The organism is Pseudomonas sp. BRG-100 (assembly GCF_000737955.1).
Classification (GTDB): domain Bacteria; phylum Pseudomonadota; class Gammaproteobacteria; order Pseudomonadales; family Pseudomonadaceae; genus Aquipseudomonas; species Aquipseudomonas synxantha_A.
Genome location: NZ_JPRX01000001.1, coordinates 2,958,734 through 2,984,758 on the forward strand (window position 1 = coordinate 2,958,734; position 26,025 = coordinate 2,984,758).

Here is a 26,025-nt window from a genome sequence, read left to right on the forward strand (position 1 = left end):
GGAAAGGGCCCTCCGATATGCGCATTCTCGTTACTGGCGGCGCTGGCTTTATCGGCTCAGCCCTGATCCGCTATTTGATTCAAGATACCGAACATGAAGTGCTCAATCTGGACAAGCTCACCTATGCCGGCAACCTTGAATCGCTGACCAGCATCGCGTCCAACAGCCGCTATGAGTTTGTCCAGGCCGATATCATCGACCAGGCCGCCGTCAGCGCCGTACTCGCACGCTTTGAACCTGATGCGATCATGCACTTGGCGGCCGAATCCCACGTTGACCGCTCCATTGACGGTCCGTCGGATTTTATCCAGACCAACATCGTTGGCACCTACAGCCTGCTGGAAGCCACACGGGCTTACTGGCAGAAGCTGGCAGAACCGGCCAAAAGCGCGTTCCGCTTCCACCACATTTCCACTGACGAAGTGTATGGCGACCTGCACGGCGTAGACGATCTCTTCACCGAAACCACGCCTTACGCGCCCAGCTCTCCCTACTCCGCGAGCAAGGCGGCATCCGACCACCTGGTACGCGCCTGGCAGCGTACATACGGCCTGCCGATACTGCTGACCAATTGCTCGAACAACTACGGGCCATTCCACTTCCCCGAAAAATTGATCCCGCTGGTTATTCTCAACGCCTTGGCGGGCAAGCCACTGCCTGTCTACGGCGACGGTTTGCAGGTACGTGACTGGCTGTTCGTCGAGGATCATGCCCGTGCACTGCTCAAAGTGGTCACCACTGGGGTGGTGGGCGAGACCTACAACATCGGTGGTCATAACGAGCAGAAGAACATCGACGTGGTACGTGGCATTTGCGGCCTGCTGGAAGAGCTGGCGCCGCAGCGCCCCGCCGGCGTGGAAAAATTCACTGACCTGATCACCTTCGTCAAGGATCGCCCTGGCCACGACCAGCGCTACGCCATCGACGCCAGCAAGATCGAACGCGAACTGGGCTGGGTCCCGGAAGAAACCTTTGAGACAGGACTGCGCAAAACCGTGCAGTGGTACCTCGATAACCTGGAATGGTGCCGCAGGGTCCAGGACGGTAGTTATCAGGGCGAACGATTGGGCAACACCGACTTGAAGGATCTAATCGCATGATGAAGGGCATCGTATTGGCTGGCGGTTCCGGCACCCGCTTGCACCCCATTACTCTGGGAGTGTCCAAACAGCTGTTGCCGGTGTACGACAAACCCATGATCTACTACCCGATATCCGTGCTGATGCTTGCCGGGATCAAGGACATCCTGGTGATCTCCACGCCGGTAGACTTGCCACAGTACCGAAACCTGCTGGGAGATGGCAGCCAGTTTGGCGTGCATTTCACCTATGCCGAACAGCCGTCTCCAGACGGGTTGGCTCAAGCATTTATCATTGGCGAAGAGTTCATCGGTGATGACGCCGTGTGCCTGATTCTGGGGGACAACATCTTCCACGGCCAACATTTCAGTGATCAATTACGCACTGCAGCCGAGCGTTCATCGGGCGCTACGGTATTCGGCTACTGGGTAAAAGACCCGGAGCGCTTCGGTGTGATTGATTTCGATAAAGAGGGCCGCGCCCTGTCCATCGAAGAAAAACCGGCGAAGCCCAAGTCACCCTATGCCGTCACCGGCCTGTATTTCTACGATAACGACGTGATCAAGATCGCCAAGGCCGTCAAGCCTTCGCCGCGCGGCGAGTTGGAAATCACCGACGTCAACAACGCCTATCTTCAGCGCGGCGACCTGCATGTAGAACGCTTCGGTCGCGGTTTTGCCTGGCTCGACACCGGCACCCATGACAGCCTGCTGGAGGCCTCGACTTACGTGCAGACCATCGAGCACCGCCAGGGCTTGAAAGTGGCTTGCCTGGAAGAGATCGCCTACGAAAACGGCTGGATCGACCGCGACTATCTGCTGGAACGCGCCAAATACTTCGGCAAGACCGGCTATGGCCAGTACCTGTATTCCCTCGCCGGAGAGACCCAGTGAACGTAGTTGAAACCACACTACCCGGCGTGCTGATCCTTGAGCCAAAGGTATTCGGTGATGAGCGCGGTTTCTTCTACGAAAGCTTCAACGCCCGCGCTTTTGAAGCAGCTACCGGGCTCAAGCGTGATTTTGTGCAGGACAACCACTCGCGCTCGCAAAAAGGCGTACTGCGGGGCTTGCACTATCAGCTTGAGCACACTCAAGGCAAGCTGGTGCGTGTCACTCACGGCGAAGTGCTGGATGTAGCCGTCGACATCCGTCGCAGCTCCCCAAACTTCGGACACTGGGTAGGTGTACGCCTGTCGGCACAGAACCATCGTCAATTGTGGGTGCCGGAAGGTTTTGCGCATGGTTTCGTGGTGTTGAGCGACCACGCAGAGTTCCTGTACAAAACCACCGATTACTACCAGCCAAGCGCCGAGCGCAGCATTCTCTGGAATGACCCGACGCTGGCTATCGACTGGGAGCTGGTCGAGCCGCCGCAATTGTCTGCCAAAGATCAGGTCGGAAAACTGCTGATGGAAGCCGACCTGTTCCCATGAAAATATTAATCACCGGCCAACACGGCCAAGTCTCCCTGGAGCTGCAACAGCGGCTCCAGGGTCTTGGCGAACTCGTCATCCTGGGCCGCGACCAGCTTGACCTGGCCGACGCTGACCTCATCCGCCAACAGGTACGCGCCCACCGCCCTGGCCTGATCATCAACGCGGCAGCTCACACGGCCGTGGATCTGGCCGAGAGCGAACCGGACGCTGCGTTCGCCATCAATGCCATCGCCCCCGGCATCCTCGCCGAGGAAGCCAAGGCCCTGAGTATCCCGCTGATTCACTACTCGACCGACTACGTGTTCGACGGCAGCAAACCTGCCCCGTACACCGAAAGCGACACGCCGAACCCATTGGGTGTCTACGGCCAGAGCAAGCTGGCGGGTGAGCAGGCGATTGCGGCAACAGGTGGCGAGTACCTGATCTTGCGTACCAGCTGGGTCTATTCGGGCCATGGCAAGAATTTCCTGCTGACCATGCAGCGCCTGCTGCAGGAAAAAGCGCAGATGCGCATCGTCGCCGACCAGATCGGTGCGCCGACCTGGGCCGGGACCATCGCCAACAGCACCCGCGCGCTGATTGAGCAGTGGCAGGCCGGTAAGGCCGGAGACTGGGGGGTTTACCACCTCACCGCACAAGGTGAGACCTCGTGGTTCGGCTTTGCCCAAGCCATTGGCGAGCAATTGCGGATCGAAGGCAAAGCCTGCGCCGAACTGGAGCCGATCCCTTCCAGTGCCTACCCCACCCCCGCCAAGCGCCCGCTGAACTCGCGCCTGGATTGCTCGCGTCTGCAACAGCAATGGCACGTCAGCCAGCCCCATTGGCAAGATGCATTGCACGAGTGTCTTGCCAAGCAGCACTAGGCATAATGCGCCTGTACCCACAGGCGCACACTCCCCATGACTCCACCCCTTCCGCGAAGACCCCGCTGGCGCAGCCTCGCCCTGCTGGCATTGTGCTTGGCACCGCTGTTATGGCCACTGGAGCATTTGGCCGAGCGCTACTACCGCAGCGAATTGGCCGGGCAAAACCGCCAGACTCTCGACCTGTATGTCGCCAACCTGTTGGGCACCTTGCATCGCTACGAAGTATTGCCGCAAATCCTCGGCGATTTGCCGGCCCTGCGCATCGCCCTGGACGCACCTCACGTCAGTACCAACCTGGCCAATGCCAACCTGTTGCTCAAGGATGTCGCCGCCCAGGCGGGTGTGGAAGTGATGTACCTGATGGACACCACTGGCAAGACCCTTGCCGCTTCCAACTGGGACAAACAAGACAGCTTCGTCGGGCGCAATTTCTCCTTTCGCCCCTATTTCAGCGAAGCCATGGCCGGGCGCCTGGGTCGGTTTTTCGGCCTGGGCACCACCTCAGCCAAGCGCGGCTACTTCTTCGCCGCCGCGGTGCGTGACGGTGACACCATCATCGGCGTGCTGGTGGTCAAGGTCGACCTTGATCACACCGAAAGCCTGTGGGGCAATACCCCGGAACAACTGCTGGTCACCGACCACAACGGCGTGGTGATCCTCACCTCGCGCCCGCAATGGCGATTCCGCGCCACGCGGCCACTGACCGCCGAAGAGCGCCAGGCCATCATCGCCATACAGCCCTACCCCACCCGTGACCCGCAGCCGCTGAGCCTGAGCAGCAGCGCCTGGCTGCGCCAATCCACGGCCATCGCCGAAACCGGCTGGAATGTGGAAATCCTGGCGCCACGCTCGCTGATCAACCGTCCGGTGCGCACGGTTGTCGCCGTGGGCGGTGCCACGTTGTTGGTGCTGATGCTGTTGCTGGGATTGCTGATGCAGCGCCGTCGGCACTACCTGGAACGCATCGCTTTCGAAGCCAAGGCCCGCCGTGAGCTGGAAATGCGCGTGGCCGAGCGTACCAGCGACCTGGAGGGCCTGAACCGGCGCCTGAAACAGGAAGTGCTGGAACGCGAACACGCCCAGCAGGAACTGGTGCGCGCCCAGGACGACCTGGTCCAGGCCGGTAAACTCTCGGCCCTGGGCACCATGTCGGCGAGTATCAGCCATGAGCTGAACCAACCGCTGGCGGCGATTCGCAGCTATGCAGAAAACGCCGAAATCCTCCTCGACCATGAGCGCACCAGCGATGCCCGCGGCAACCTCAAACTGATCAGCGAGCTGACCGGGCGCATGGCCTCGATCATCGCCCATTTGCGTGCATTCGCTCGCCGTGATCGTCACGCACCGGAGAGCGTAGCCTTGCAACCGGCCCTGGACGACGCCCTGGCGTTGCTGGCCAAGCGGCGGCGCTCAATGGAAGTGGAATTGATCCGCGACCTGCCGGAAGCAACCCTATGGGTGCAGGCCGGCGAAACCCGTCTGCGCCAGGTACTGGGTAACTTGCTGGCCAACGCCCTGGACGCCCTCACTGAAAAAGGCCCGCCGCGCAAGCTCTGGCTGAGTGCCGAAACCACGCCCCAGGGCGTCAACCTGTACATTCGCGACAACGGCCCAGGTTTTTGCATGGAAGCCCTGGGCCGCGCCAGCGAGCCGTTCTACACCACCAAGACGCGCACCCAGGGCCTGGGCTTGGGCCTGGCAATCTGCGACACCCTGATGCGCGCCTTTGGTGGCGAACTGCTGTTCGCCAACCACAAGGAAGGCGGCGCGCTGTTAACCTTGAAATTGCGTGCCGGCTCGCCGGGCGTCAGTCTGCAACCGTCCGAGGACCGCAGTGTATGAGCATCGACAACCAGATTCAGGTGGTGTTGATCGACGACGATCCACACCTGCGTCAAGCCCTGTGCCAAACCCTGGACCTGGCCGGACTCAAAGTCCTGCCCCTGGGCGAAGCCACCGGCCTCACCGCACGCCTGTCCCGCGACTGGCCTGGCGTGGTGGTCAGCGACATCCGTATGCCCGGCATGGACGGCCTGGAGCTGCTGGCCGAACTGCATGGCCAGGACCCGGACCTGCCGGTGCTGCTGATCACCGGCCACGGCGACGTACCGTTGGCGGTGCAGGCGATGCGTGCCGGCGCGTATGACTTCCTCGAAAAACCCTTCGCCAGCGACGCACTGCTCGACAGCGTGCGCCGCGCCCTGGCCTTGCGTCGCCTGGTGCTGGACAACCGCAGCCTGCGCCTGGCCCTCAGCGATCGTCAGCAACTGAGCACGCGCCTGGTGGGGCACTCCCCGCAAATGTTGCGCCTGCGCGAGCAGATTGGCGCCTTGGCCGCGACCAAGGCCGATGTGCTGATCCTGGGCGAAACCGGTGCTGGCAAAGAAGTCGTCGCCCGCGCCCTGCATGATCTTTCAAGCCGCCGCAGTGGCCCATTTGTGGCGATCAACGCCGGGGCGCTGGCCGAATCGGTGGTAGAAAGCGAACTGTTCGGCCATGAGCCGGGGGCGTTCACCGGCGCGCAGAAACGCCGCATCGGCAAGTTCGAGTTCGCCAATGGCGGCACGCTGTTTCTCGATGAAATCGAAAGCATGAGCCTGGATGTGCAGGTCAAGTTGCTGCGCCTGTTGCAGGAGCGCGTGGTGGAGCGCTTGGGCGGCAATCAGCTGATTCCGCTGGATATCCGCATTATCGCCGCCACCAAGGAAGACCTGCGCCAAGCCGCTGACCAGGGCCGTTTCCGTGCCGACTTGTATTACCGCCTCAACGTCGCACCGCTACGCATCCCGCCTCTGCGCGAGCGCGGTGAAGATGCATTGATGCTGTTCCAGCACTTCGCCGACGAGGCCAGCAGCCGCCACGGCCTGCCCCTGCATGAGCTGCAACCGGGCCAACGCGCGCTGTTATTGCGCCATAGCTGGCCGGGCAATGTGCGGGAACTGCAAAACGCCGCTGAGCGTTTCGCTCTGGGCCTGGAGTTGGCGCTCGATAGCGCCCAGGACAATCCCGCCGCCGGCGTGCTGACGTCCACGCCCGGCGGCTTGAGCGAGCAAGTCGAGCAGTTCGAAAAAAGCTTGATCGCCGCCGAACTCACCCGCCCTCACAGCTCCGTGCGCAGCCTCGCCGAAGCGTTGGGTGTGCCGCGCAAGACCTTGCACGACAAGTTGCGCAAACACGGTCTGAACTTCGCCGACAGCACCAGCCACAGCGCCGACGACGAATGAACCCGCCTACCACCAAGAGACCGCTATGAGCCGCGACAGCCGTTACCTGGAAGCCGTCCTTCACCACGACATTCCCCTCACCCGGGAGATGGGTCTGAAGGTGCTCGACTGGCGACACGACCAACTTCAGCTGCACCTGCCCTTGCAAGCCAATATCAACCACAAAAGCACCATGTTCGGTGGCAGCCTCTACTGTGGCGCCGTACTGGCAGGCTGGGGTTGGCTGCACCTGAAGCTGCGCGAAGCGGGGATAGAAGACGGTCATATCGTGATTCAGGAAGGGCAGATCAGCTATCCGCTGCCGGTGACGCAGGATGCAACGGCGATTTGCGCGGCGCCGGAAGAAAAAGTGTGGAAGCGTTTCTTGGCGACGTACAAGCGTTATGGACGGGCGCGGTTGGCGCTGGAGACATGGATTGTGAATGAAGGCAGTGAGGAGCGTGCAGTGGCCTTTACCGGCCAGTACGTCCTGCACCGCTAGCAGCCATTACATAAAATAAAAGTGGGAGCTGGCTTGCCTGCGATAGCGGTGGATCAGCCAATACCTGTATGACTGACACTCCGTCATCGCGGGCAAGCGATGCTCCCACATTTTGCTCTGCAGTGATCTTAAGATCTGGCCAGGGTCAACAGGCGCTCACGCCATGCGGCCTTGGCTGGCAGCGCCAGAAAGAACGGGTTCAATAGCGATTCCCGCGCCGGGTAGCTGAACGGCTGACCATTCAACTCCAACACTTCACCTCCCGCGCCTTCCAGTACGCCCTGTGCCGCAGCGGTATCCCACTGTGAGGTCGGTGCCAGGCGCGGATAGCAGTCAGCACTGCCTTCGGCCAGCAGGCAAAACTTCAACGAGCTGCCGATATTCGCCAGCTTCAGCGCGCCCAAACCTTCGCTCAAGCCATCCAGCAGGCGTTCCTGCTCAGGGCTGGTATGCCGACGACTGGCGACCACAGTAAAGGCTTCGCCCACGGCCGGGGTCTGGCGTACCTGGATCTGCTTGGGTGCGGCCTTCACATCTGAACGCCATGCCCCAAGGCCCGCGCCACCGAAGTAGCAACGGCCAGTGGTCGGCATCGACACTACGCCGAACACCACGCGGCCCTGTTCGATCAAGGCAATATTGACAGTGAATTCTTCGCTGCCGGAAATGAATTCCTTGGTGCCATCCAATGGGTCCACCAGCCACCAGCGCTGCCACTGGGCACGCACGCTCAGATCGATATCGGCGTCTTCTTCGGAGAGTACCGGAATACTCGGATCGAGCGCGGTCAGGCCCGCGAGAATCAGATGGTGAGCGGCCAGATCGGCAGCCGTCACCGGCGAATCATCCGCTTTGGAGGTCACGGCTACATTGGCGCGCCAGTAGGGCAGGATAGCTTCGCCGGCCTGGCGGGCCAGCTCAATCACGGGGGCGATAAACGGGTGGCCTAAAAACAGTTCGCTCATGCGTTGAACGCTCCACGCTGGGTCAACAGATCGCGTACCAGGTACAGCGCGGCAAGCGCTCGGCCCTCGCTGAATTGCTCGTTTTGCGCAAGCGCAGAAAGCTCCCGCAGGTTGACCCTGTCCACGCGCATCGGCTCAGGCTCATCGCCCTCCAGGCGCTCTTCGTAAAGGTCGGTGGCCAGTACTACCTGAATTTTCTGGCTCATATAGCCCGGCGATAACGACAGCTCGGTGATGTGCTCCAACTGCCGTGCGCCATAGCCAGCTTCTTCCTTGAGCTCGCGGTCCGCCGCCGCCAGCACGTCCTCGCCGGGCTCGATCAAACCTTTGGGCAAGGACAATTCATATTCGTCAGTGCCACCGCAGTATTCTTCGACCAGCAATGCATGATCCTCGTCGATCATCGCCACAATCATCACCGCGCCGTAGCCCGCGCCGCGCCCCACCAGGCGCTCGTAGGTCCGTTCAACGCCATTGGAAAAGCGCAACTGCACTTCCTCCACGCGGAACAAACGGCTACTGGCGACTATTTCGCGGGCGAGGACGGTGGGTTTCTGGCGCATAAGCGGCTCCTTGGCGTGATCGGGTTACTATACCGTGGCTTTTCCGATTGTCTGTGTCGGATATCTTTACTTACATGAGAACGCACCATGCCCTCTTTGCCCTGGCACGCCATCGACACCGTCCTGCTGGACATGGACGGCACCCTGCTCGACCTGCATTACGACAACCATTTCTGGATGGAACACCTGCCCCACCGATACGCCGAACTGCACGGCGTGAGCCGGGCCATGGCCGAAATGGAGTTGCAGCCGTTGTTTGAGCGTAACGCCGGACAGTTGCAATGGTATTGCCTGGATTTCTGGAGCACTGAACTGGCGATCCCGGTGCGCGAACTCAAGTTGGAAACCGCCCACCTGATCGCCCTGCGCCCGGATGCCGATACTTTTCTGAAGGCGATCAAACAGGCCGGCAAGCGCGTGATCATGATCACCAACGCTCATCGTGATTCGCTGTCATTGAAGTTGGAACGCATTGAACTGGCGCCGTATTTCGAGCGATTGATCAGCTCCCATGACTACGGTTTTCCCAAGGAAAACCCACAGTTCTGGGAAGCGTTGCAAGCCGATATCCACTTTGACCCGGCCCGTAGTCTGTTTATCGATGACACCTTGCCGATCCTGCGCAGTGCCCGGGATTTCGGCGTGGGGCATTTGCTGGCAGTCAAAGAGCCTGATAGCAAGAAAGGCCCGAAGGACACCGCAGAGTTTGCGGCAGTAGAGGATTACCGCGATCTCATTGTCGGGCTCTGAACCCATGTGGGAGGGGGCTTGCTCCCGATGGCGGTGTATCAGCCAAGTATCAGGTGCTGAACCACCGCCATCGGGAGCAAGCCCCCTCCCACATTTTGTCCTGCGTATTACTCAGGGATACGCAGTGTCTGGCCTGGATAGATTTTGTCCGGGTGCGACAGCAGCGGCTTGTTAGCCTGGAAAATCTTGTCGTACTTATTCGCGTCGCCATAAACCGTTTTAGAGATTGCGCTGAGAGTGTCACCGCTTTTCACAACAACAAAGCGTGAAGCCACGACTACTGGACCAGTTACAGTGATCTGGTCGTCTACGCTTGCCACGCCAGCAATGTTACCCAGCGCCAAAAGGATCTTTTCTTTCTCTTCCTGGCTCGCCACTTCACCAGTCACAGTGACCTTGTCGCCATCCACCGTAGTCTGCACGTTTGGATTACCCAGGCCCACCTTGCTCACATGCTCCTTCAGCTGCTCACTCGCATTCGCATTACCCGGCGTCAACAGGTCGACAATCTTTTCGCCGGCTTCTTTGATAAAGCTAAAAATACTCATGGTGCGCTCTCCTTGGGATTTAATTTCCAGATGCCCAAGACTAGACCAGTCCAGCAGACTTGGGTTCCAAACCGGCTAAAGACTCAAAAGTATCCAGATCCGCCGTCCCTGGAATAAGCCCCCGGCGAAATGGGCGGGAACCTTGATCGACGCCATCTATCAATACATCAATACTGGCAATTAGACGCGACCCTTTGTCGCGCCTAGTCTGAACACTGATCAATCCGTCGGTGGTACTGCCCCATGAACGCCAAGCGCCCAACCTGCGCGGCGCCCGCCCTTGAAACGCCCGCGCCCGCCGCCAGCCAGAGCTACCAATACTGCAATCTTGAACACACTGAAGTCGGCAGCACTGCGTTGGCCGAAGAGGTGGCGTTGGCCATTGCCTATAACGATATCAGTCAGGCTGTCATGTTGGTCACACCGACTGATCTTGAGGATTTTATCGTCGGCTTCAGCCTCGGCAGCGGCATTATTGCCGACGTTAGCGATATTTATGATCTCAAAATCAGCGGCGCGGGCTCCGCTCAGTATGCTCAGGTACAGATTTCCAGCCGGGCCTTCTGGAACCTCAAGCAGCAGCGCCGCCAATTGGCGGGCACCAGCGGCTGCGGCCTGTGCGGTGTAGAAGCGGTTGAACAGGCCCTGCCCGACCTTCAAGTGCTGCCCGGCGCGCCCTTGCCGCCAGCGCAATGGCTCGACGGCCTGCGCCAGCGCATCAGTGCGTTCCAACCGTTGGGCCAGTACAGCGGTGCAGTGCACGCAGCGGTGTTTATGAACGATCAAGGCGAATTGCTGTTGGGCCGTGAAGACATCGGCCGGCATAACGCCTTGGATAAATTGATCGGCGCGTTGATCCGCCAAAAGATTCAGACCGACGGCGGCCTGGCGATTGTTACCAGCCGCTGCAGCCTTGAATTGATCCAGAAAGTCTTGCGTGCAGGCATCCAAACCCTGGTCAGCCTGTCGTCGCCCACCGGCCTGGCCTTGCAATGGGCGCGCCGGCATAACCTCAATCTCATCCACCTGCCGCAGAAAAGCGCGCCACGGGTGTACAGCCCAGCGATGGAGCACCAGCCATGAGCCTTCACCACCAAGCCGACCAAACCCCGACTCCGCGCTACAAGCCTTATAAAGGCCCGGCCGGCGGCTGGGGCGCCCTGATCAGCGTGGCGCAAGCCTGGCTGACCAGCGATAACGCGCTTAAAAACCTGCGCATGATGCTCAAGACCAACCAGAACGGCGGCTTCGACTGCCCGGGCTGCGCCTGGGGCGACTCGCCGGAAAGCGGCATGGTCAAGTTCTGTGAAAACGGCGCCAAGGCGGTCAACTGGGAAGCCACCAAGCGCCGCGTCGATGCAGCCTTCTTCGCCAAGCACAGCGTCACGGCATTGCTGGAGCAAAGCGACTATTGGCTGGAATACCAGGGCCGCCTGACCGAGCCGATGCGCTATGACGCACAAACCGACCGCTACACCCCCATCAGCTGGGATGCGGCATTTGACCTGGTCGGCAAGCACCTCAACGCCTTGCCCAGCCCGAACATGGCCGAGTTCTACACCTCGGGTCGCGCCAGCAACGAAGCCGCCTACCTGTATCAGTTGTTTGTGCGCGCCTACGGCACCAACAATTTCCCGGACTGCTCGAACATGTGCCACGAAGCCAGCGGCGTAGCCCTGGCGCAGAGTGTGGGCGTGGGCAAAGGCACCGTGACCTTTGACGACTTCGAACATGCCGACGCTATTTTCGTCTGGGGCCAGAACCCCGGCACTAACCACCCGCGCATGCTTGAACCGTTGCGCGAAGCGGTGAAGCGCGGCGCCCAGGTGGTGTGCATCAACCCCCTGAAAGAGCGCGGCCTGGAGCGCTTCCAGCACCCGCAACATCCGCTCGAAATGCTCACTAACGGCGACAAGCCGACCAACACTGCCTACTTCCGCCCGGCCCTGGGCGGCGACATGGCGATCCTGCGCGGCATGGCCAAGTTCCTGCTGCTGTGGGAACGCCAAGCGCTGGCCGAAGGCAAGGAAGCGGTATTCGACCATGACTTTCTCAATGAACACACCGCCAACGTACTGGAGTATCTGGGCCAGATCGACGACACCTCATGGGAAGAAATCGTCGAGCAATCCGGCCTGACCCTGGTCGAGATCGAGCAAGCGGCGCGCATGTACGCCAAAGGCAAGAACGTGATCATGTGCTGGGCAATGGGGATTACCCAGCACCGTCACTCGGTGCCGACCATCCAGGAAATCGCCAACCTGATGCTACTGCGTGGCAATATCGGCCGCCCTGGTGCCGGCCTGTGCCCCGTGCGCGGTCACAGCAACGTGCAGGGCGATCGAACCATGGGCATCAACGAGCGCCCACCGGTGGCGTTCCTTGACGCGCTGGAGCGTCGTTTCCAGTTTCAGGTGCCGCGAGACAATGGTCACAACGTGGTGGAAGCGATTCACGCCATGCTCGAAGGCCGCTCCAAGGTGTTTATCGGCCTGGGCGGCAACTTCGCCCAAGCCACGCCTGACAGCCCGCGTACCTTCGAAGCCCTGCGCAATTGCGACCTCACCGTGCAAATCAGCACCAAGCTCAACCGCAGCCACCTGATGCACGGTAAAGACGCACTGATCCTGCCGTGCCTGGGCCGTACTGATATCGACATCCAGGCCGACGGCCCGCAAGCGGTGACGGTGGAAGATTCGTTCAGCATGGTCCATGGCTCCAATGGCCAACTGCAACCGCTGTCGGCGCTGATGAAATCCGAGCCCGCGATCCTCGCCGGAATTGCCGCCGCCACCCTGGGCAGCACACCGGTGGACTGGAACTGGTTGGTAGCCGACTACGGGCGCATCCGCGACCTGATCGCCGACACCATCCCAGGCTTCAAGGATTTCAACGAACGCATCAAGCACCCAGGTGGTTTTTACCTTGGCAACTCGGCCGGTGCACGTCGCTGGAACACGCCGTCGGGCCGCGCCAATTTCCGCCCTAACATCCTGCCCAAAGACCTGATCCACGAACGCACCCACGCCACGGGCCGGGTACCAGACCTGATCATGCAGTCGATGCGCTCCCACGATCAGTACAACACCACTATTTACGGCCTGGACGACCGTTACCGTGGCGTCAAGGGCCAGCGTGACGTGCTGTTCGTCAACGAAGCCGACATCATCCGCCTGGGCTTCAAGCCAGGGCAGAAGGCCGACATTGTGTCGCTGTGGGAGGACGGCCGTGAGCGCCGGGTGAAGGGCTTTACCTTACTGGCGTTTGATATACCGGCCGGACAGGCGGCAGCGTACTACCCGGAAGTGAACCCACTGGTGCCGTTGGAAAGCACCGGCGACGGCAGCCATACGCCAACGTCGAAGTTCGTCGCGATTCGTCTGGAGGCGGCGAGTGATACTGGGTTGATCATGGCGCGCTCGGCCTGACCCGGGATCTTTGTTGTTTGAACGACCGCTTTCGAGGCCCGCACAATCTCTACATATTCTACGGGCACAAAAAAGGCCGCTTTTGCATAAAAGCGGCCGTTCCGAAGTAACTAAAGACCTGTAAAAACAACTTAAGTTCCCCATAGAAAACAGCAACTTAGCAAATTGTATACAACCTCTGCCGCCGGTCGGATTTCGATTGTCAGCGGCTCGATACAACCTCAGGATCGCGCCGTCATCCCCTTGAGGTTTCCCTGAATGAAGTTTTCCTCGATTCTCTTGTTGTCCCTTGGCCTGGTCAGTGGCGCAGCCATGGCCGGTGGCACCACCGAAGCCGGTGTAGGCGGCGCATTGGGCGGGGTTCTAGGTTCTGTTGTCGGCCAGCAGCTGGGCGGCAATACCGGTTCGACCATCGGCGCGGCCCTGGGCGGCGCGGGTGGTAGTGCGGTCGGCGCCGACAAGCGCAGCCGTGGCGAAGCCGCCATTGGCGGCGCACTGGGCGCAGCTGGCGGCAACGTCGTGGGCCGCAGTGTCGGCGGCAGTACCGGCGCACTGATCGGCTCGGCGGCCGGCGGTGGCGCGGGCGGTGCACTGGGCAACTACATGGGTAACGAAAGTGACCGCGACGACCGCCGTTATCGCGACCGCGACCGTGACGACCGTCGCTACTACCGCGATGGCCATCCAGGCCGTGGTCATGCCTATGGGCATCGCAAGAACAAGCACCACTACCGTCATCGGTAAGCTCTGAAGAGCACCTCAGTACTAATGTGGGAGGAGCAAGCCCCCTCCCACATGGGGTGCCGCAAGGTCAGACCACCAGTCGCTGCAACGCCTCGCGCAACATCCCCGGTATCGGCACAGGCTGGTTCGAGGCCCGATCCACAAACACATGCACAAAGCGCCCCGCCGCACAGGCTTCTTCTTCGCCTGCCTTGAACACCGCCAGCTCATACTGCACCGAACTGTTGCCCAACTTGCCCACTCGCAGGCCGATTTCAATGCGCTCGGGAAAGGCAATCGACGCAAAATAATCGCACGCCGAACTCACCACGAATCCCACCACCTCACCGTCGTGAATATCCAGCCCGCCCTGTTCGATCAGGTAGGTATTCACCGCCGTATCGAAAAAGCTGTAGTAGGTGACGTTGTTCACATGGCCGTAGGCATCGTTGTCGTGCCAACGCGTGGTGATCGGCTGGAAGTAGCGGTAATCGGCGCGCAGGGGCGTTGAGTCAGGCATCGGCAAGTCTCTTCAGAGTAGGTCTAATTGAGCGCGGGCCCATTCGCGCACTTCGGCGTAGGGGTAGTCCTCCAGCGCGGCGAAACCGGGAATGCCCCGCGCCTTCAACTTGGTAAACAACGGCACGCTGATACCGCCAAGAAACCGCGTCAGCCGCTCGGCACTGGGCAGCTCGCCAGTGTGCTCATGATGCCTGTGGATAAAATCGCCGCACAGCCCCATGAAGCTTTTATCCACAAGCGGCGGCAGGCTTGGCGAAGGCGGCAGATACGCGACATGGCCGTGGCACACCGAACAATGTCCACAACGCTGGGGAGCGTTTTCATCACCAAAGTACTGCGCCAGGCGCTGCCCCAGGCAGTGCTCGGTGGCATACAGGTCGAGCATGGCGTGAATCCGCGCCACCTCCGTTACTTCATGCTGCTTGAAGCCTGTGTATAACTCGGCGCTCAACACCACCGGATCGAAATCGGTGTCGAGCAAACTGTAGACCTCGGTCATCTGTTTGCTTTCCAGCTCGATCAGGCCCTGCTCCTGGAAGTAATCCAGCGCCTTGACCACCCGGCTGCGCTCGGCATTGTGCTGTTGATACAGCGCGTCGAAATCCACCGTTGCCCAGGTTTTCGCACGCTTGCACACCTGGATGATCGCCGCGACGAACTGCTGCCGCTCGCCGGAAAAACGTGCGAGCAAAGCGTCGGGCTCGACCAGGTACTTGAAACGGTATTCGGCATAAAACGCGTAGCGCGGCGCGATCACACCCTTGAGTTCCAACTGCACCAGCAGCGTCTTGAGTGGCAGCTCGCGAATATTGCTGTGATCGGACAACGACCTGAGCAGGAACTCCCACTGCCCTTCACTGCGTGCGGCCTGCAACTCCTCGAGGACACGGCCAATGCCCTCTTGCTCCGGCGTGTCGCCGTAGACGAAATTTTCCAGCACATTGAGGCTGTCGCGATTGGCCAACACCAGGCAATCCGACGGCTGCCCGTCACGCCCTGCACGGCCGATTTCCTGGCTGTAGTTCTCGATAGACTTTGGCAGGTCGAAGTGCACCACATTGCGGATATCGCTTTTATCGATGCCCATGCCGAACGCGATCGTCGCGACAATGCAATTGGAGCGCCCACCCATGAACCGCTGCTGGATGCCCTCGCGTTTATCGTGGGGCAGCCCCGCGTGGTAAGCCTCGGCCTGAATGCCGTGGCGGTTCAGATGCTCGGCAATCTGTTCGGCGGTTTTTTGCAAAGTGACATAGACGATGCTCGGTTGGTTGGCCCGCTCCTGCATCCATTCAACCAACCTGCGGCGCTTGTGCTGACCGCTGACCGGTTCCACCAGCAGGTTGAGGTTGGGCCGATAGAAGCCGGTGGTCACCACATCCCCGGGGGCAATCGCGAACTTGGCCTGCATGTCGGCGATTACCTTGGGCGTCGCCGTGGCCGTCAGCAGCAACGCTTGTGGGATATTGAACTGGCGCTGGTAGTCCGGCAGCTTCAAGTAATCCGGGCGGAAGTTATGGCCCCATTCGGAGATACAGTGCGCTTCATCCACCACCAGCAGCGAAATCTGCACGCTGTGCAGGAAGTTACGAAAGCGCTCGTTCTTCAAACGCTCCACCGAAATCATCAGGATTTTCAACTCGCCCGAACGCGCACGGGCCATCACATCGTTGGCCTCATCACGGCTCTGGGCCGAATCGATACTGCCTGCCGAAATGCCATGGCGCTGCAGAAACCCCAATTGATCCTGCATCAACGCCAACAAGGGTGAGACCACCAACGTCAGGTGCGGCAGCAACACAGCCGACAGCTGGTAGCACAAAGATTTACCCGACCCCGTAGGGAAGATTGCTGCTGCCGAACGCCCGGCCAGAACGGCGCTGACCGTCTCTTCCTGGCCCAGGCGAAACTGTGGATAACCAAAGACCTGCTGGAGGGTGTCGTGCATAAGGCTGTCACTCCATTGACCGCTGAACGTGGCTTAAAAACGTAGCCCAGTAAGTTCGGCGAATCGAGAAAGGTCGCAAGGAAATAAGAGACAGGATGATACACAGGCAGAGGATGGCCCAGGGCCGAAGGGGAATATTGCGAAAGCTCACATTGAATTAAGATCTTCGGCGGGTTTTTGATACAGGTTACGACTTGGTTTTTATCCTGCCTTCCCCCTGATGCATTGCGCTACAATCAAAGCCTTGCTAACCAGGAGTACGCTGCAATGAGCGAACTGACGTTTGAGCAAAAACAGGATCACTATCACAAGATCCGCCGTTCCAATTATCTGGCTAGCCTGCGCCTGGAAGGGTTCGATACCCAACCGGCCGATGTCGACAAGCCCCTGCCGACCCGCGAAGCCGTCCTGGCCAAATACCGCAATACCTCACGCTGATGCTCGACAAATACGGGGTGGGCCAGGACCCGTACTGCTACCCCGGTAGCAGCGTCCTGCGCAACCGCCTCGATTTGCTCGATGAACACCGCCTGCACGAGGCAGAGCGGGAGTTATCCGAGATTGCAGTAGGCAACCTTCCGCTCTTTCCGCCGCCCTACGACCTTGATCGTCTGCAACACATCCACCGCGTCCTGTTCGGTGACATCTACGATTGGGCCGGTGAACTGCGCAGCGTCAACATCCAGAAAGGTGAGACGCTATTCTGCACCCCGGAGCGCATCCCGCCGGAAGCGGCGAAGATCATTCGGCATATGCAGGAAGCCAATTGGTATACCGGCGCGTCCCAGGCCGATCTCGTTCACCACATCGCTGAAGCTTATGGCGATCTGAATGTCATCCATCCCTTCCGTGAAGGCAATGGACGGGCTCAGCGGATCCTCTTTGAACAGATCATCGTGAATGCGGGATTTTCGGTGAATTGGTGGCTGGTGAAACACGCGGCATGGATACCCGCGAATATTGATGCGGTGGCGTGTGACTATCGAGGACTGGAGGCGATTTTTGAGCGGTGTATCAGTAAGCCTCCCAGAGCCTGATCGAACCGCGAACGACTAAACCATATGTTTATTGCTCGAGAACAACCTCACTTCTAAGGTTCAGCTCGTCGCTGCCAATTCAGCGACCGGGTTTGGTCACCCGAAAAACAGCAGAGACAAACGTGCCAGCTCCTCTGGCGTATTTCTTTGAATCTGTATTGGAACACTGTGATGACATCCAATCCGCCGCCCACCAGCGTATCCGCGCCGCCAGCGATTTAGTGGAAACCTTCTCTTGCCTGACCTTCGAACACGCCGACCTCAAAGACATTTCTCACATCATCAATGCGCTGTACCTGCTCGTTCAGGACGGCTGTGATTTGCTCGAAGCTACTCAACACGTGCAAATGCGACCAGCGGCCGACCAACCAACACAAAGCGATCCGCTACACAGCTAAACGTGTGGGAGCTGGCTTGCCTGCGATGGCGGCGTATCGGGCTATATTTTTTAAACCTGACGCACCGCCATCGCGGGCAAGCCCGGCTCCCACTTTTTGCCAGTTCAGCCTGCCAAATCGGTATCAAGCCGTAAACCCAGGAAACCACTGTAAGAAACCACCAAATGGCGCGACGTCCGCTTCCCAAACTGCTTCAAACAATCGCTCGCCCTCTACGGAAATACCTTTCGCCTGAGCGAAACTAGCGCCCTCTCCAAGCTCTGTCGGCATAAATTTGTGAACATCGAAAGGACTCAATATGTCGGTCACTATGGCATCACTTTCACGGTGATTCGCCTTACGATTTTACCAACCCACCGACACGTGCTGGCAAAGCTGTGTTTATTAGAAGCTGGCTCCAGCGCAAACGAGGTGCGTCATCGACTAGTCGATCTCTACGAAAAAATGCTTGCCCGTGATTTGCCTTGCAAGATGACTGTTGCTATCTCCAAACCGCTGACCCGGCAACGAGCTGACTTGCTCAACGTTCGCGGGGAAATCGTTGCAGGACTCATCGGCGGCGCAGTATCAGCTCCAATGAGCCTGGTATCGCCTCCAATTGGGCTCGCTGCCGGAGCAGCTGTTAGCCTGACGATTAAAGGCATTATTCGCAGCTATCACGCCGGTGACGTTGTTATCGGCGTCGACGCACAGGTCAACGGCGGAATTGGTCCTCAGCGATCATTGTCGGCAATGGTTCGGCAGTTCCAAGGTGGCTAGTGCGGTGAATGAACACATGCAGTGGATCAATCTGCTTCTCTTCCTAGTACTGGCCGCCGTTATTGATAAGACAATAAAGTTGCCCGTACTCAGAAAATGGCTTGGGCTCTGTCTATTGATAACAGGCCCAACAGTTCTGCTGTATGCCACTTCTTGGACCATAGGGGCACAGCTTGAAAGCCTGCCGATAGTCGCCTTCGTGACAGGCATCGGGTTGCTGAGCACCCCGAATATCTATCGCAGAGTAAAAACCACTCACCCTTTGTTGATTGCCCCAATCTTGAACCTTGCGCCTGACTTCCCTGACGACCCGATCATGCTTCACCTTCTGCAAGTCCTGCACGAAGGTATCGGCCTGCCCAAGCACAAGGCGATCACCCTCGACACATCGGTCAATCATGATCTTGGCTGTAGCAGTACCGAAGCCAAGCAATTAATGAGGGTACTGAAGCAAGAATTTGGCCTGAGATCAGGCGACTACAAAAACAGCCGCTACTTCAAACACCGCAGCCTTGACGCACATTTGCGATATGTAGAAAGAGGCAGTGAGGAAAAGCTCCCACTTACCATCGACATGCTCTATCAGGCTGTCAAAGCCAAGCACTGGGATACCCAGACACTCGAAGCGAAGAGGTGCCATGAGCCATGAACCTCTACCTGCAATTAGTGTGCTTTATCGGGCTATACCTTTTGCTGCACTACCAAATAACCGACTGCTCATTAAGAAAGCGTTTCGCCGTTACCTTCATCATAACGGGACTGGTTCTATTGTTCTGGCTGCCCTACGTCGCCATCATTCTGAACATTCAACTCCTTCCCCTGGCACTGTTCTTGATAGGCTTGGCTCTCTTTATCACTCGAAACAAATACCGCCTGAAGCGTAACAGGCCCCCTCACCCACTCCTACGTGCCCCCACCATGAACCTGGCCCCCCACTTCCCCGAAGACCCCGTCATGCAGCAGCTCCTGCAATTGCTGCATGAAGAAATCGGTCTGCCGCAACACAAGACCATTAGCCTGCAAACCTCGCTCAACTTCGACCTTGCTTGCGATGGCGTTGAGGCCAAGCAATTCATGGAGGCGCTGGAACAGGATTTTGGGGTCGACCTAAGCGACTACGACGCTTATCGTTACTTTCAGCCGCCGATGTTCGACGTATTCTTGAAGCGGCGCGCCAAAGGCCGTGGCGACAAAATACCGCTGACCATCGGTATGCTCTACCTGGCGATCAAGACCCAAAGGTGGGACACGCAGACCTTGGAAAACCTGAGCTGATCCCAAGAGCACTGAGATCCAAATGTGGGAGGGGGCTTGCCCCCGATTGCGGTGGGTCAGCTATAGATAAGCTGACTGATTCACCGCCATCGGGAGCAAGCCCCCTCCCACATTGGTTCTGCGTTAATCTGGCGAGCGGTATGCATAACAAGGACCTTACATGGACGTACTAATGGGCCTGCTGGCCGCCCTGCTCTGGGGTGGCACGGACTTTCTCGTGGGCCTCAATGCCCGCGCCGTTGGCGTTAAACGCGCGGTGTATTTTGGCCAAGCCCTTGGCTTTCTGATCATGACTCTGCTGCTGGTCATTTTCCCGGCCTTCCTGTTCAAATCCCTCGATGCGCCGTTGAGCGTCTGGCTCCTGGGCATCGCAGCGGCCCTGCTGACCGTCTCTGGAGCCCTCGCGCTGTCCAAGGCTTTCGCCCTGGGCAAAGCCGCCATCGTCGCGCCATTGGTCACTTCTTATGGTGTAGTAACCACCCTGTTGTCCTGGGCCAGCGGTGAACATATCAGCCTGGTCCAACTCGGCTGCATCGCGCTGTGCGTACTCGGAGTGATCCTCTCCAGCATCCACAAGGACAACGGTACGCCCCACAACAACCCGCGCCTGTCCATCGCCTACGCCATGCTCGCAGCAACGCTGTACGGCACCAGTTTCTGGTTGCAAGGGCGCTACACGCTGCCGGCGCTGGGGCCGATAACGATGTTGTGGCTGGGTTACCTGGTGGGCCTGTGCGTGCTGGTGGTGATGGTGCTTAAGATCAAGGACGGCCTGAAGATCCCACCACTGAAAAATTGCGCGACGTTGACCGGTGCGAGCCTGATGAACCTCGGCGGGTTCTCGGCGTTTTCGTGGGGGGCGATGGCCGGCTCGGTTTCGGTGGTGACCGTGATCAGTACGCTGTCAGGCGGTATCGCGGCGATCCTGGGGTTTGTGTTTTTCAAGGAGCGCTTGTCGGCAGTACAGGTGCTCGGGGTTGTGCTGGTGCTGGTCGGCGCGGTGCTGCTGCACATCGCCCACTAACCCTGCGCGCACAAAAAAGCCGCCTGCAAAAGGCGGCTTTTTCACAACAGCTGAGTCTTACAACTTAGGACCCGCAGCCTTGATCGCATCGCTCACTTCAAACTTCTTGAAGTTCTCGATAAACAGACCAGCCAGCGCCTTCGCGGCTTCGTCGTAGGCAGCTTTGTCAGCCCAGGTGTTACGTGGGTTCAACAGGCCGGTTTCAACGCCCGGTACGGCCAATGGCACGTCGAGGTTGATGGTGTCCAGGTGTTCAGTTTGCGCACCGATCAACGCGCCGCTCTGGATCGCTGCAATCACGCCGCGAGTAGTCGGGATGTTGAAGCGCTTGCCAACGCCGTAGCCGCCACCGGTCCAGCCGGTGTTGACCAGGTAGACCTTGGAGCCGAAACCACGGATGCGCTTGATCAGAAGCTCTGCGTATTCGCCAGCCGGGCGTGGGAAGAACGGCGCGCCGAAGCAGGTGGAGAAAGTCGACTTGATGCCGCTGCCCGAACCCATTTCAGTCGAGCCCACCAACGCGGTGTAGCCGGACAGGAAGTGGTAGGCCGCTTGTTCTTCGCTGAGGATCGACACTGGCGGCAGTACGCCGGTCAGGTCGCAGGTCAGGAAGATCACTGCGTTTGGCTCGCCGCCCAGGTTCTTCTCGGAACGCTTGGCAACGTGCTCCAGCGGGTAGGCGGCACGGCTGTTCTGGGTCAGGCTGACATCAGCGTAGTCGGCGTGCTTGGCCTCGTCGATCACGACGTTTTCCAGCACGGCGCCGTGCTTGATGGCTTTCCAGATAACCGGCTCGTTCTTCTCCGACAGGTCGATGCACTTGGCATAGCAACCGCCTTCGATGTTGAACACTACGCCTTCGCCCCAGCCGTGTTCGTCGTCACCGATCAGGTAACGGCTTTCGTCGGCGGACAGGGTGGTCTTGCCGGTGCCGGACAGGCCGAAGAACAGGGTCACGTCGCCTGCTTCGCCAATGTTGGCGGCGCAGTGCATCGGCAGTACGTCGGCGGCCGGCAGCAGGAAGTTCTGCACCGAGAACATGGCTTTTTTCATTTCACCGGCGTAACGCATACCGGCGATCAGCACTTTTTTCTGTGCGAAGTTGAGGATCACGCAACCGTCGGAGTTGGTGCCGTCGCGCTCTGGCACGCACTCGAAGTTGGCCACGTTGAGCACTTGCCACTCTTCACGACCGGCCGGGTTGTACTGGGCCGGGTTGATGAACAGGCAACGACCGAACAGGTTCTGCCAGGCAGTCTGGGTGGTCATTTTCACGGCCAGGTAGTGGTCTTCTGCAGCCCCTACGTGAACATGGGAAACGAAATGCTCTTGCGCGTTGTTGAACGCCTCGACGCGAGCCCACAGGGCATCGAACTTGTCGGCTGGGAACTTGCGGTTGATCGGGCCCCAGGCAATGGCGTCCTGGGTGGAAGGCTCTTCAACGATAAAACGGTCGACCGGCGAACGACCGGTGCGGTGACCGGTTTCGACAACCAGCGCACCAGTATCGGCAAGCACGCCTTCACCGCGCTGCAGGGCTTCTTTGACCAGATCGTCAACACTCAGATCGGTGTATACGGCGTTATTGGCTTGCGTCATGAGGTTCCCCGTCGGCCTATGGCCGAGTGCTCCAAACGTTTTGTAGTAGAAAGTTGCGCACTACTACCGCGAAAAAAGTGGGCCGGATTATGCCAGAAAAGCCCAAAAAGAGTAGGGCCCTCCCGTCAGAACACCTCTAATCCGGCGTTTGTCAGGTGATTTACCTGTGCTTAAACGTTTTAGTGGCGGGTGTCGGAAGGGGTGTCGATGCCCGCTCCGGCGAACAATTGGGCTACATCAGCGGCATCGAACAGGTAGCGCTGGTTGCAGAACTGGCAATCAATCTCGATATGGCCGCCGTGTTCCACCACCAGATTTTGCGCATCTTCCAGGCCCAGGCTGACCAAGGCGTTGCCTGAACGCTCGCGCGAACAGCTGCAATGAAAGTGCAAGGCTTGCGAGTCAAACAACCGCACAGCCTCTTCATGGTAAAGGCGGTGCAGGATGGTTTCGTTGTCCAGGCCCAGCAGTTCTTCGGCCTTCAACGTATCAGCCAAGGCGATGATATGCCGCCAGCTTTCGGCACGATCATCCTCATCCTTGATGCGGTCGGCCGGCAATTGTTGCACCAGCAAACCACGGGCACGTTTGCCGTCGGCGTTAAGCCAGAACTTGGTGCCCACCTGCTGGGACATTACGAAGTAGTTGGTGAAGCACTCCGACAGGGTTTGGCCATCGAGGTCGACAATGCCCTGGTAGCGTTGGCCTTCGGTCGGGTCGACGGTGAGTGCCAGGACGCCATTGGGCATCAGGTCGGCCAGGGTGGCGTCCGCGGCGATCTGGTCGGCTTCATAACGGGCCAGGCCACGGATTTCGCGCTCGCTGGAGCACTCGATCATCAACATGGGCACCGGCCCTTCGGAACGGGCCTGCAAGATCAGCAACCCGTCGAACTTCATGGTGCCAACCAGCAGCGCCGCGGCGGCCATCAGCTCGCCGAGCAATTGCGCGACCGGCTCCGGATAGGCGTGCTTGGCAAGGACTTCGGCATAGCTGAGCTCCAACGACACCATCTCGCCGCGGGCATCGCTCTCATCGAAGATGAAGCGTTGGGTGAAGTCGGTATCCGGTAGATCAGTCATAGGTCTGGGTATCTGAAGTGATGACAAAATGATTACAAGGTTTATAAAATTAAACGCTTTAGCACCATCTTGGTGCGACTTCTCCTGAATTCAAGGAGCTGAATAGAGCGATGAGGGACAGTTTATGAACAATCCGGGTTTGTTCCAAGCCAACTGGAACCTCCGGCGATGGGCTCTTTGCAATCTACTCGCTATCGGACTGCTGTGTTTTTGGCTGTGGCCCACGGGCCAGATGCTGTGTGTGATTTTCGACGAGTGGCTGTTTCATCTACTCAATGGCCCGCTGGCAACCAATTCGACCTGGCTGCATGTGTGGGCCGTGGCCAGCCTGCGGCCGTTTGATGCAGTGGTCGGCGTTATTTTGCTGACGCTGCTGATCCGCGGCGACTGGGTGTTCAAGGCCGTGCAGGTGCGCCAGGCGTTTTTTGGTTTTCTCGGCATTCTGCTGCTGTTGCTGTTTATTCGCATGTTGTTCTCCAAACTCGCGGCGCATATGGGCTGGCAGCACAGCAGCCCATCCATGGTGATCAGCGGCGCGATTCAGATGAGTGATTTTTTCCCGGGACTGGAGAAAACCTGGGAGTTGAAGGACCGTTCCAGCCAGAGCTTCCCGGGCGACCATGCCTCGGTGCTGTTGATCTGGGGGATGTTCATGACCGTATTTGCCAAGCGCATCGGCCAGGTGCTGGTGATCTGGGGCCTGGCGCTGCTGTTCATGATGCCGCGCCTGGTTGCGGGCGCGCACTGGGGTCAGGACGATTACATAGGTGGCGTATTGCTGGCGCTGTTGGCGCTGGGGTGGGGGTATTACACGCCGTTTGCGGCGAAGGTGTCGGGGTTCCTGTTGCGGGTAACCGCGCCGGTGTTCGGGTTGCTTGGAAAACTGCCGGTGATCGGGCGATTGAGCGTCATACGCACCGCTCCTTAAATACGCGGGTTAAATGTGGGAGGGGGCTTGCTCCCTCCCACATTTTGATCTGCTGCCGGCAGGAGATTCGTAATCAATCGTCGTTGCCGCTGCCGCGGAACTTGAATAGATCGCGGCGCTGCTTCTTGCTTGGCTTGCCATCGGTGGTCATTCCAGTCGCTCCCGCCTTGCGCATGGCCGCTGCGTTTTCGCGCTTGGCGATACTCGCTTCGGTCTCGGTGTACAGCGCCTGCGCTTCGGGTGCCCCACGGCGCACGACAGATAGCGCCTGCACCACGACGGTCTTTTCATCAAACCCTGTACGAATCTGAAACTCATCGCCGATACGTGGCTCTTTGCCCGGCTTGCAGCGCTCGCCGCGATGATGAACCTTCCCGCTTTCGATTGCGGCCTTGGCCAAGGCACGGGTTTTGTAGAACCGCGCGGCCCACAACCACTTGTCCAGTCGGACCTTTTCTTCCTCTTCCTGTTTTTGACCCACTTGAATTCCTCGCTCTGAAAAATGTCGCAACCTTACCGTTGAAACCCTTCGACGCATAAACCCCAAGGCTCACCTAAGATACGCCAGGTAGCACCCTGTTTTCGCGAGGATACGCTGTGACCGACTTCCCCCTTTCACTCACCTCGCCCAACCAGCGGTGCGTGGGTTGCCAGCAAAGCGAGCCTCTGGGGTTCGACTTTGCGTTCGCCTACCAGCCTATCGTAGACCTGCGTGACCACTCGATATTCGCCAACGAAGCCTTGGTGCGCGGAACCCAGGGAGAAGGCGCACTCTCGGTGCTGGCCCAGGTCAACGAAACCAATCGCTACCGCTTCGACCAGCGCTGCCGAACCAAGGCCATTGCCGGTGCCGCAGCGCTGGGCATGCAGACTCACCTTTCCATCAATTTCATGCCCAATGCCGTATACCGTCCGGAACTGTGTATTCGCAGCACCCTGGAGGCCGCCCGGGCGCACAATTTCCCGCTGGACCGGCTGATTTTCGAGACCCTGGAAAGCGAGCATGTAGATAACTATCGCCATTTGACGAATATTCTGCGTGAATATCGCGAATTCGGCTTCAAGACCGCCATCGACGACTTCGGTGCGGGCTATTCGGGGCTGAACCTGCTGGCCGATTTCCAACCCGACCTGATCAAACTCGACATGGCGTTGATTCGCGATGTCGATCAAGACCGTGTCCGTCAGGTGATCGTCCAGGGGATTGTCACAATCTGTGAGCAGTTGGGAGTTACTGTCATCGCCGAAGGCATCGAAAGTGCTGGCGAGCGGGATTTCCTCTCCGACTGTGGAATATTTCTGATGCAGGGTTTTTGGTTCGCCAAACCTGCATTCAATGCCCTGGCCAAGGTTTCTCCTCAAGCCTGGGCAAATTGACCGGTACCCAT

The 26,025-nt window shown here is 59.0% G+C and carries 28 protein-coding genes; 20 read left to right on the forward strand and 8 right to left on the reverse strand.

Going from position 1 to position 26,025, the window contains the following annotated elements:
• Positions 1 to 17 precede the first annotated feature (17 nt).
• From rfbB to JH25_RS14225, 7 genes are read left to right on the forward strand one after another with little or no spacing between them, the layout of a single operon-like run.
• On the forward strand, positions 18 to 1,100 hold the full coding sequence (rfbB, locus tag JH25_RS14255) for a dTDP-glucose 4,6-dehydratase (protein ID WP_032878389.1): 1,083 nt from the start codon (positions 18 to 20) through the stop codon (positions 1,098 to 1,100).
• Positions 1,097 to 1,972, forward strand: coding sequence for a glucose-1-phosphate thymidylyltransferase RfbA (gene rfbA, locus JH25_RS14250; RefSeq protein ID WP_005783860.1), 876 nt, complete (start codon positions 1,097 to 1,099; stop codon positions 1,970 to 1,972). The genes rfbB and rfbA overlap by 4 nt, the downstream gene beginning before the upstream one ends.
• On the forward strand, positions 1,969 to 2,514 hold the full coding sequence (gene rfbC / locus JH25_RS14245) for a dTDP-4-dehydrorhamnose 3,5-epimerase (protein ID WP_032878390.1): 546 nt from the start codon (positions 1,969 to 1,971) through the stop codon (positions 2,512 to 2,514). Before rfbA ends, rfbC begins: the two co-directional genes overlap by 4 nt.
• Complete coding sequence (gene rfbD / locus JH25_RS14240) at positions 2,511 to 3,380, forward strand: dTDP-4-dehydrorhamnose reductase (protein WP_032878391.1); 870 nt, start codon at positions 2,511 to 2,513, stop codon at positions 3,378 to 3,380. Before rfbC ends, rfbD begins: the two co-directional genes overlap by 4 nt.
• Before the next feature lie 36 nt (positions 3,381 to 3,416).
• Positions 3,417 to 5,225, forward strand: coding sequence for a sensor histidine kinase (locus tag JH25_RS14235; RefSeq protein WP_032878392.1), 1,809 nt, complete (start codon positions 3,417 to 3,419; stop codon positions 5,223 to 5,225).
• Positions 5,222 to 6,607 (forward strand): sigma-54-dependent transcriptional regulator, encoded by a 1,386-nt coding sequence (locus tag JH25_RS14230; RefSeq protein ID WP_032878393.1) that lies wholly within the window; start codon positions 5,222 to 5,224, stop codon positions 6,605 to 6,607. Before JH25_RS14235 ends, JH25_RS14230 begins: the two co-directional genes overlap by 4 nt.
• 25 nt (positions 6,608 to 6,632) lie before the next feature.
• Positions 6,633 to 7,088 (forward strand): thioesterase domain-containing protein, encoded by a 456-nt coding sequence (locus JH25_RS14225; protein ID WP_032878395.1) that lies wholly within the window; start codon positions 6,633 to 6,635, stop codon positions 7,086 to 7,088.
• A gap of 128 nt (positions 7,089 to 7,216) precedes the next feature.
• Here JH25_RS14225 and cysQ read toward each other — a convergent pair whose 3' ends face one another.
• Both cysQ and nudE read right to left on the reverse strand, forming a co-directional pair.
• Entirely contained in the window at positions 7,217 to 8,053 is an 837-nt protein-coding gene (gene cysQ, locus JH25_RS14220; protein WP_005783847.1) for a 3'(2'),5'-bisphosphate nucleotidase CysQ, read from the reverse strand.
• On the reverse strand, positions 8,050 to 8,616 hold the full coding sequence (gene nudE, locus JH25_RS14215) for an ADP compounds hydrolase NudE (protein WP_005783845.1): 567 nt from the start codon (positions 8,614 to 8,616) through the stop codon (positions 8,050 to 8,052). The genes cysQ and nudE overlap by 4 nt, the downstream gene beginning before the upstream one ends.
• Before the next feature lie 87 nt (positions 8,617 to 8,703).
• On the opposite strand from nudE, the gene yrfG reads away from it, so the two are divergent.
• On the forward strand, positions 8,704 to 9,366 hold the full coding sequence (gene yrfG / locus JH25_RS14210) for a GMP/IMP nucleotidase (protein ID WP_032878397.1): 663 nt from the start codon (positions 8,704 to 8,706) through the stop codon (positions 9,364 to 9,366).
• Positions 9,367 to 9,473: 107 nt separating this feature from the next.
• Here yrfG and lysM read toward each other — a convergent pair whose 3' ends face one another.
• A complete protein-coding gene (gene lysM / locus JH25_RS14205) occupies positions 9,474 to 9,914 on the reverse strand; it encodes a peptidoglycan-binding protein LysM (RefSeq protein ID WP_032878398.1) in 441 nt (146 codons plus the stop codon).
• A 243-nt stretch (positions 9,915 to 10,157) separates the two neighbouring features.
• Here lysM and fdhD point away from each other — a divergent pair, with 243 nt between their 5' ends.
• The 3 genes from fdhD to JH25_RS14190 all read left to right on the forward strand — a co-directional run bounded on the left by fdhD (position 10,158) and on the right by JH25_RS14190 (position 14,086).
• A complete protein-coding gene (fdhD, locus tag JH25_RS14200) occupies positions 10,158 to 10,997 on the forward strand; it encodes a formate dehydrogenase accessory sulfurtransferase FdhD (protein WP_032878399.1) in 840 nt (279 codons plus the stop codon).
• A complete protein-coding gene (locus JH25_RS14195; RefSeq protein ID WP_032878400.1) occupies positions 10,994 to 13,342 on the forward strand; it encodes an FdhF/YdeP family oxidoreductase in 2,349 nt (782 codons plus the stop codon). The genes fdhD and JH25_RS14195 overlap by 4 nt, the downstream gene beginning before the upstream one ends.
• 258 nt (positions 13,343 to 13,600) lie before the next feature.
• Positions 13,601 to 14,086 (forward strand): glycine zipper domain-containing protein, encoded by a 486-nt coding sequence (locus JH25_RS14190; RefSeq protein ID WP_005783837.1) that lies wholly within the window; start codon positions 13,601 to 13,603, stop codon positions 14,084 to 14,086.
• Between the two features lie 67 nt (positions 14,087 to 14,153).
• Here JH25_RS14190 and JH25_RS14185 read toward each other — a convergent pair whose 3' ends face one another.
• Complete coding sequence (locus JH25_RS14185) at positions 14,154 to 14,585, reverse strand: acyl-CoA thioesterase (protein WP_032878401.1); 432 nt, start codon at positions 14,583 to 14,585, stop codon at positions 14,154 to 14,156.
• 12 nt (positions 14,586 to 14,597) lie between these two features.
• A complete protein-coding gene (locus JH25_RS14180; protein WP_032878402.1) occupies positions 14,598 to 16,535 on the reverse strand; it encodes a RecQ family ATP-dependent DNA helicase in 1,938 nt (645 codons plus the stop codon).
• Positions 16,536 to 16,802: 267 nt separating this feature from the next.
• On the opposite strand from JH25_RS14180, the gene JH25_RS28075 reads away from it, so the two are divergent.
• The 7 genes from JH25_RS28075 (at position 16,803) to JH25_RS14155 (ending at position 21,028) form a co-directional block, all read left to right on the forward strand.
• Positions 16,803 to 16,973 carry a YhfG family protein gene (locus JH25_RS28075; RefSeq protein WP_005783831.1) on the forward strand — a complete coding sequence of 57 codons (171 nt, stop codon included), beginning with the start codon at positions 16,803 to 16,805 and terminating at the stop codon, positions 16,971 to 16,973.
• Positions 16,973 to 17,572, forward strand: a complete 600-nt coding sequence (locus JH25_RS14175; protein ID WP_032878403.1) for a putative adenosine monophosphate-protein transferase Fic — start codon at positions 16,973 to 16,975, stop codon at positions 17,570 to 17,572. Before JH25_RS28075 ends, JH25_RS14175 begins: the two co-directional genes overlap by 1 nt.
• Positions 17,573 to 17,694: 122 nt before the next feature.
• Entirely contained in the window at positions 17,695 to 17,970 is a 276-nt protein-coding gene (locus tag JH25_RS14170) for a hypothetical protein (RefSeq protein ID WP_032878404.1), read from the forward strand.
• A gap of 276 nt (positions 17,971 to 18,246) precedes the next feature.
• Complete coding sequence (locus JH25_RS28080; protein WP_078820039.1) at positions 18,247 to 18,729, forward strand: hypothetical protein; 483 nt, start codon at positions 18,247 to 18,249, stop codon at positions 18,727 to 18,729.
• 16 nt (positions 18,730 to 18,745) lie between these two features.
• Positions 18,746 to 19,378, forward strand: coding sequence for a DUF1493 family protein (locus JH25_RS28085; RefSeq protein ID WP_236648041.1), 633 nt, complete (start codon positions 18,746 to 18,748; stop codon positions 19,376 to 19,378).
• A gap of 269 nt (positions 19,379 to 19,647) precedes the next feature.
• On the forward strand, positions 19,648 to 20,004 hold the full coding sequence (locus JH25_RS29255) for a DUF1493 family protein (RefSeq protein ID WP_032881147.1): 357 nt from the start codon (positions 19,648 to 19,650) through the stop codon (positions 20,002 to 20,004).
• 160 nt (positions 20,005 to 20,164) lie between these two features.
• The gene (locus JH25_RS14155; RefSeq protein WP_236648043.1) at positions 20,165 to 21,028 is read left to right on the forward strand and encodes a DMT family transporter; all 864 of its coding nucleotides are present in this window, start codon (positions 20,165 to 20,167) and stop codon (positions 21,026 to 21,028) included.
• Positions 21,029 to 21,085: 57 nt separating this feature from the next.
• Here the strand turns inward: JH25_RS14155 and JH25_RS14150 are convergent, their stop codons facing one another.
• The gene (locus JH25_RS14150; protein ID WP_005783824.1) at positions 21,086 to 22,627 is read right to left on the reverse strand and encodes a phosphoenolpyruvate carboxykinase; all 1,542 of its coding nucleotides are present in this window, start codon (positions 22,625 to 22,627) and stop codon (positions 21,086 to 21,088) included.
• 179 nt (positions 22,628 to 22,806) lie between these two features.
• On the reverse strand, positions 22,807 to 23,709 hold the full coding sequence (gene hslO, locus JH25_RS14145; protein ID WP_005783822.1) for an Hsp33 family molecular chaperone HslO: 903 nt from the start codon (positions 23,707 to 23,709) through the stop codon (positions 22,807 to 22,809).
• A gap of 124 nt (positions 23,710 to 23,833) precedes the next feature.
• On the opposite strand from hslO, the gene JH25_RS14140 reads away from it, so the two are divergent.
• Positions 23,834 to 24,637, forward strand: coding sequence for a phosphatase PAP2 family protein (locus tag JH25_RS14140; protein ID WP_032878407.1), 804 nt, complete (start codon positions 23,834 to 23,836; stop codon positions 24,635 to 24,637).
• Between the two features lie 73 nt (positions 24,638 to 24,710).
• Here the strand turns inward: JH25_RS14140 and JH25_RS14135 are convergent, their stop codons facing one another.
• Positions 24,711 to 25,118: an RNA-binding S4 domain-containing protein gene (locus JH25_RS14135; protein WP_005783819.1), complete on the reverse strand. Its 408-nt coding sequence runs from the start codon at positions 25,116 to 25,118 to the stop codon at positions 24,711 to 24,713.
• Positions 25,119 to 25,234: 116 nt separating this feature from the next.
• Here JH25_RS14135 and rimA point away from each other — a divergent pair, with 116 nt between their 5' ends.
• Positions 25,235 to 26,014, forward strand: coding sequence for a S6 modification regulatory phosphodiesterase RimA (gene rimA / locus JH25_RS14130; RefSeq protein WP_032878408.1), 780 nt, complete (start codon positions 25,235 to 25,237; stop codon positions 26,012 to 26,014).
• Positions 26,015 to 26,025 lie beyond the last annotated feature (11 nt).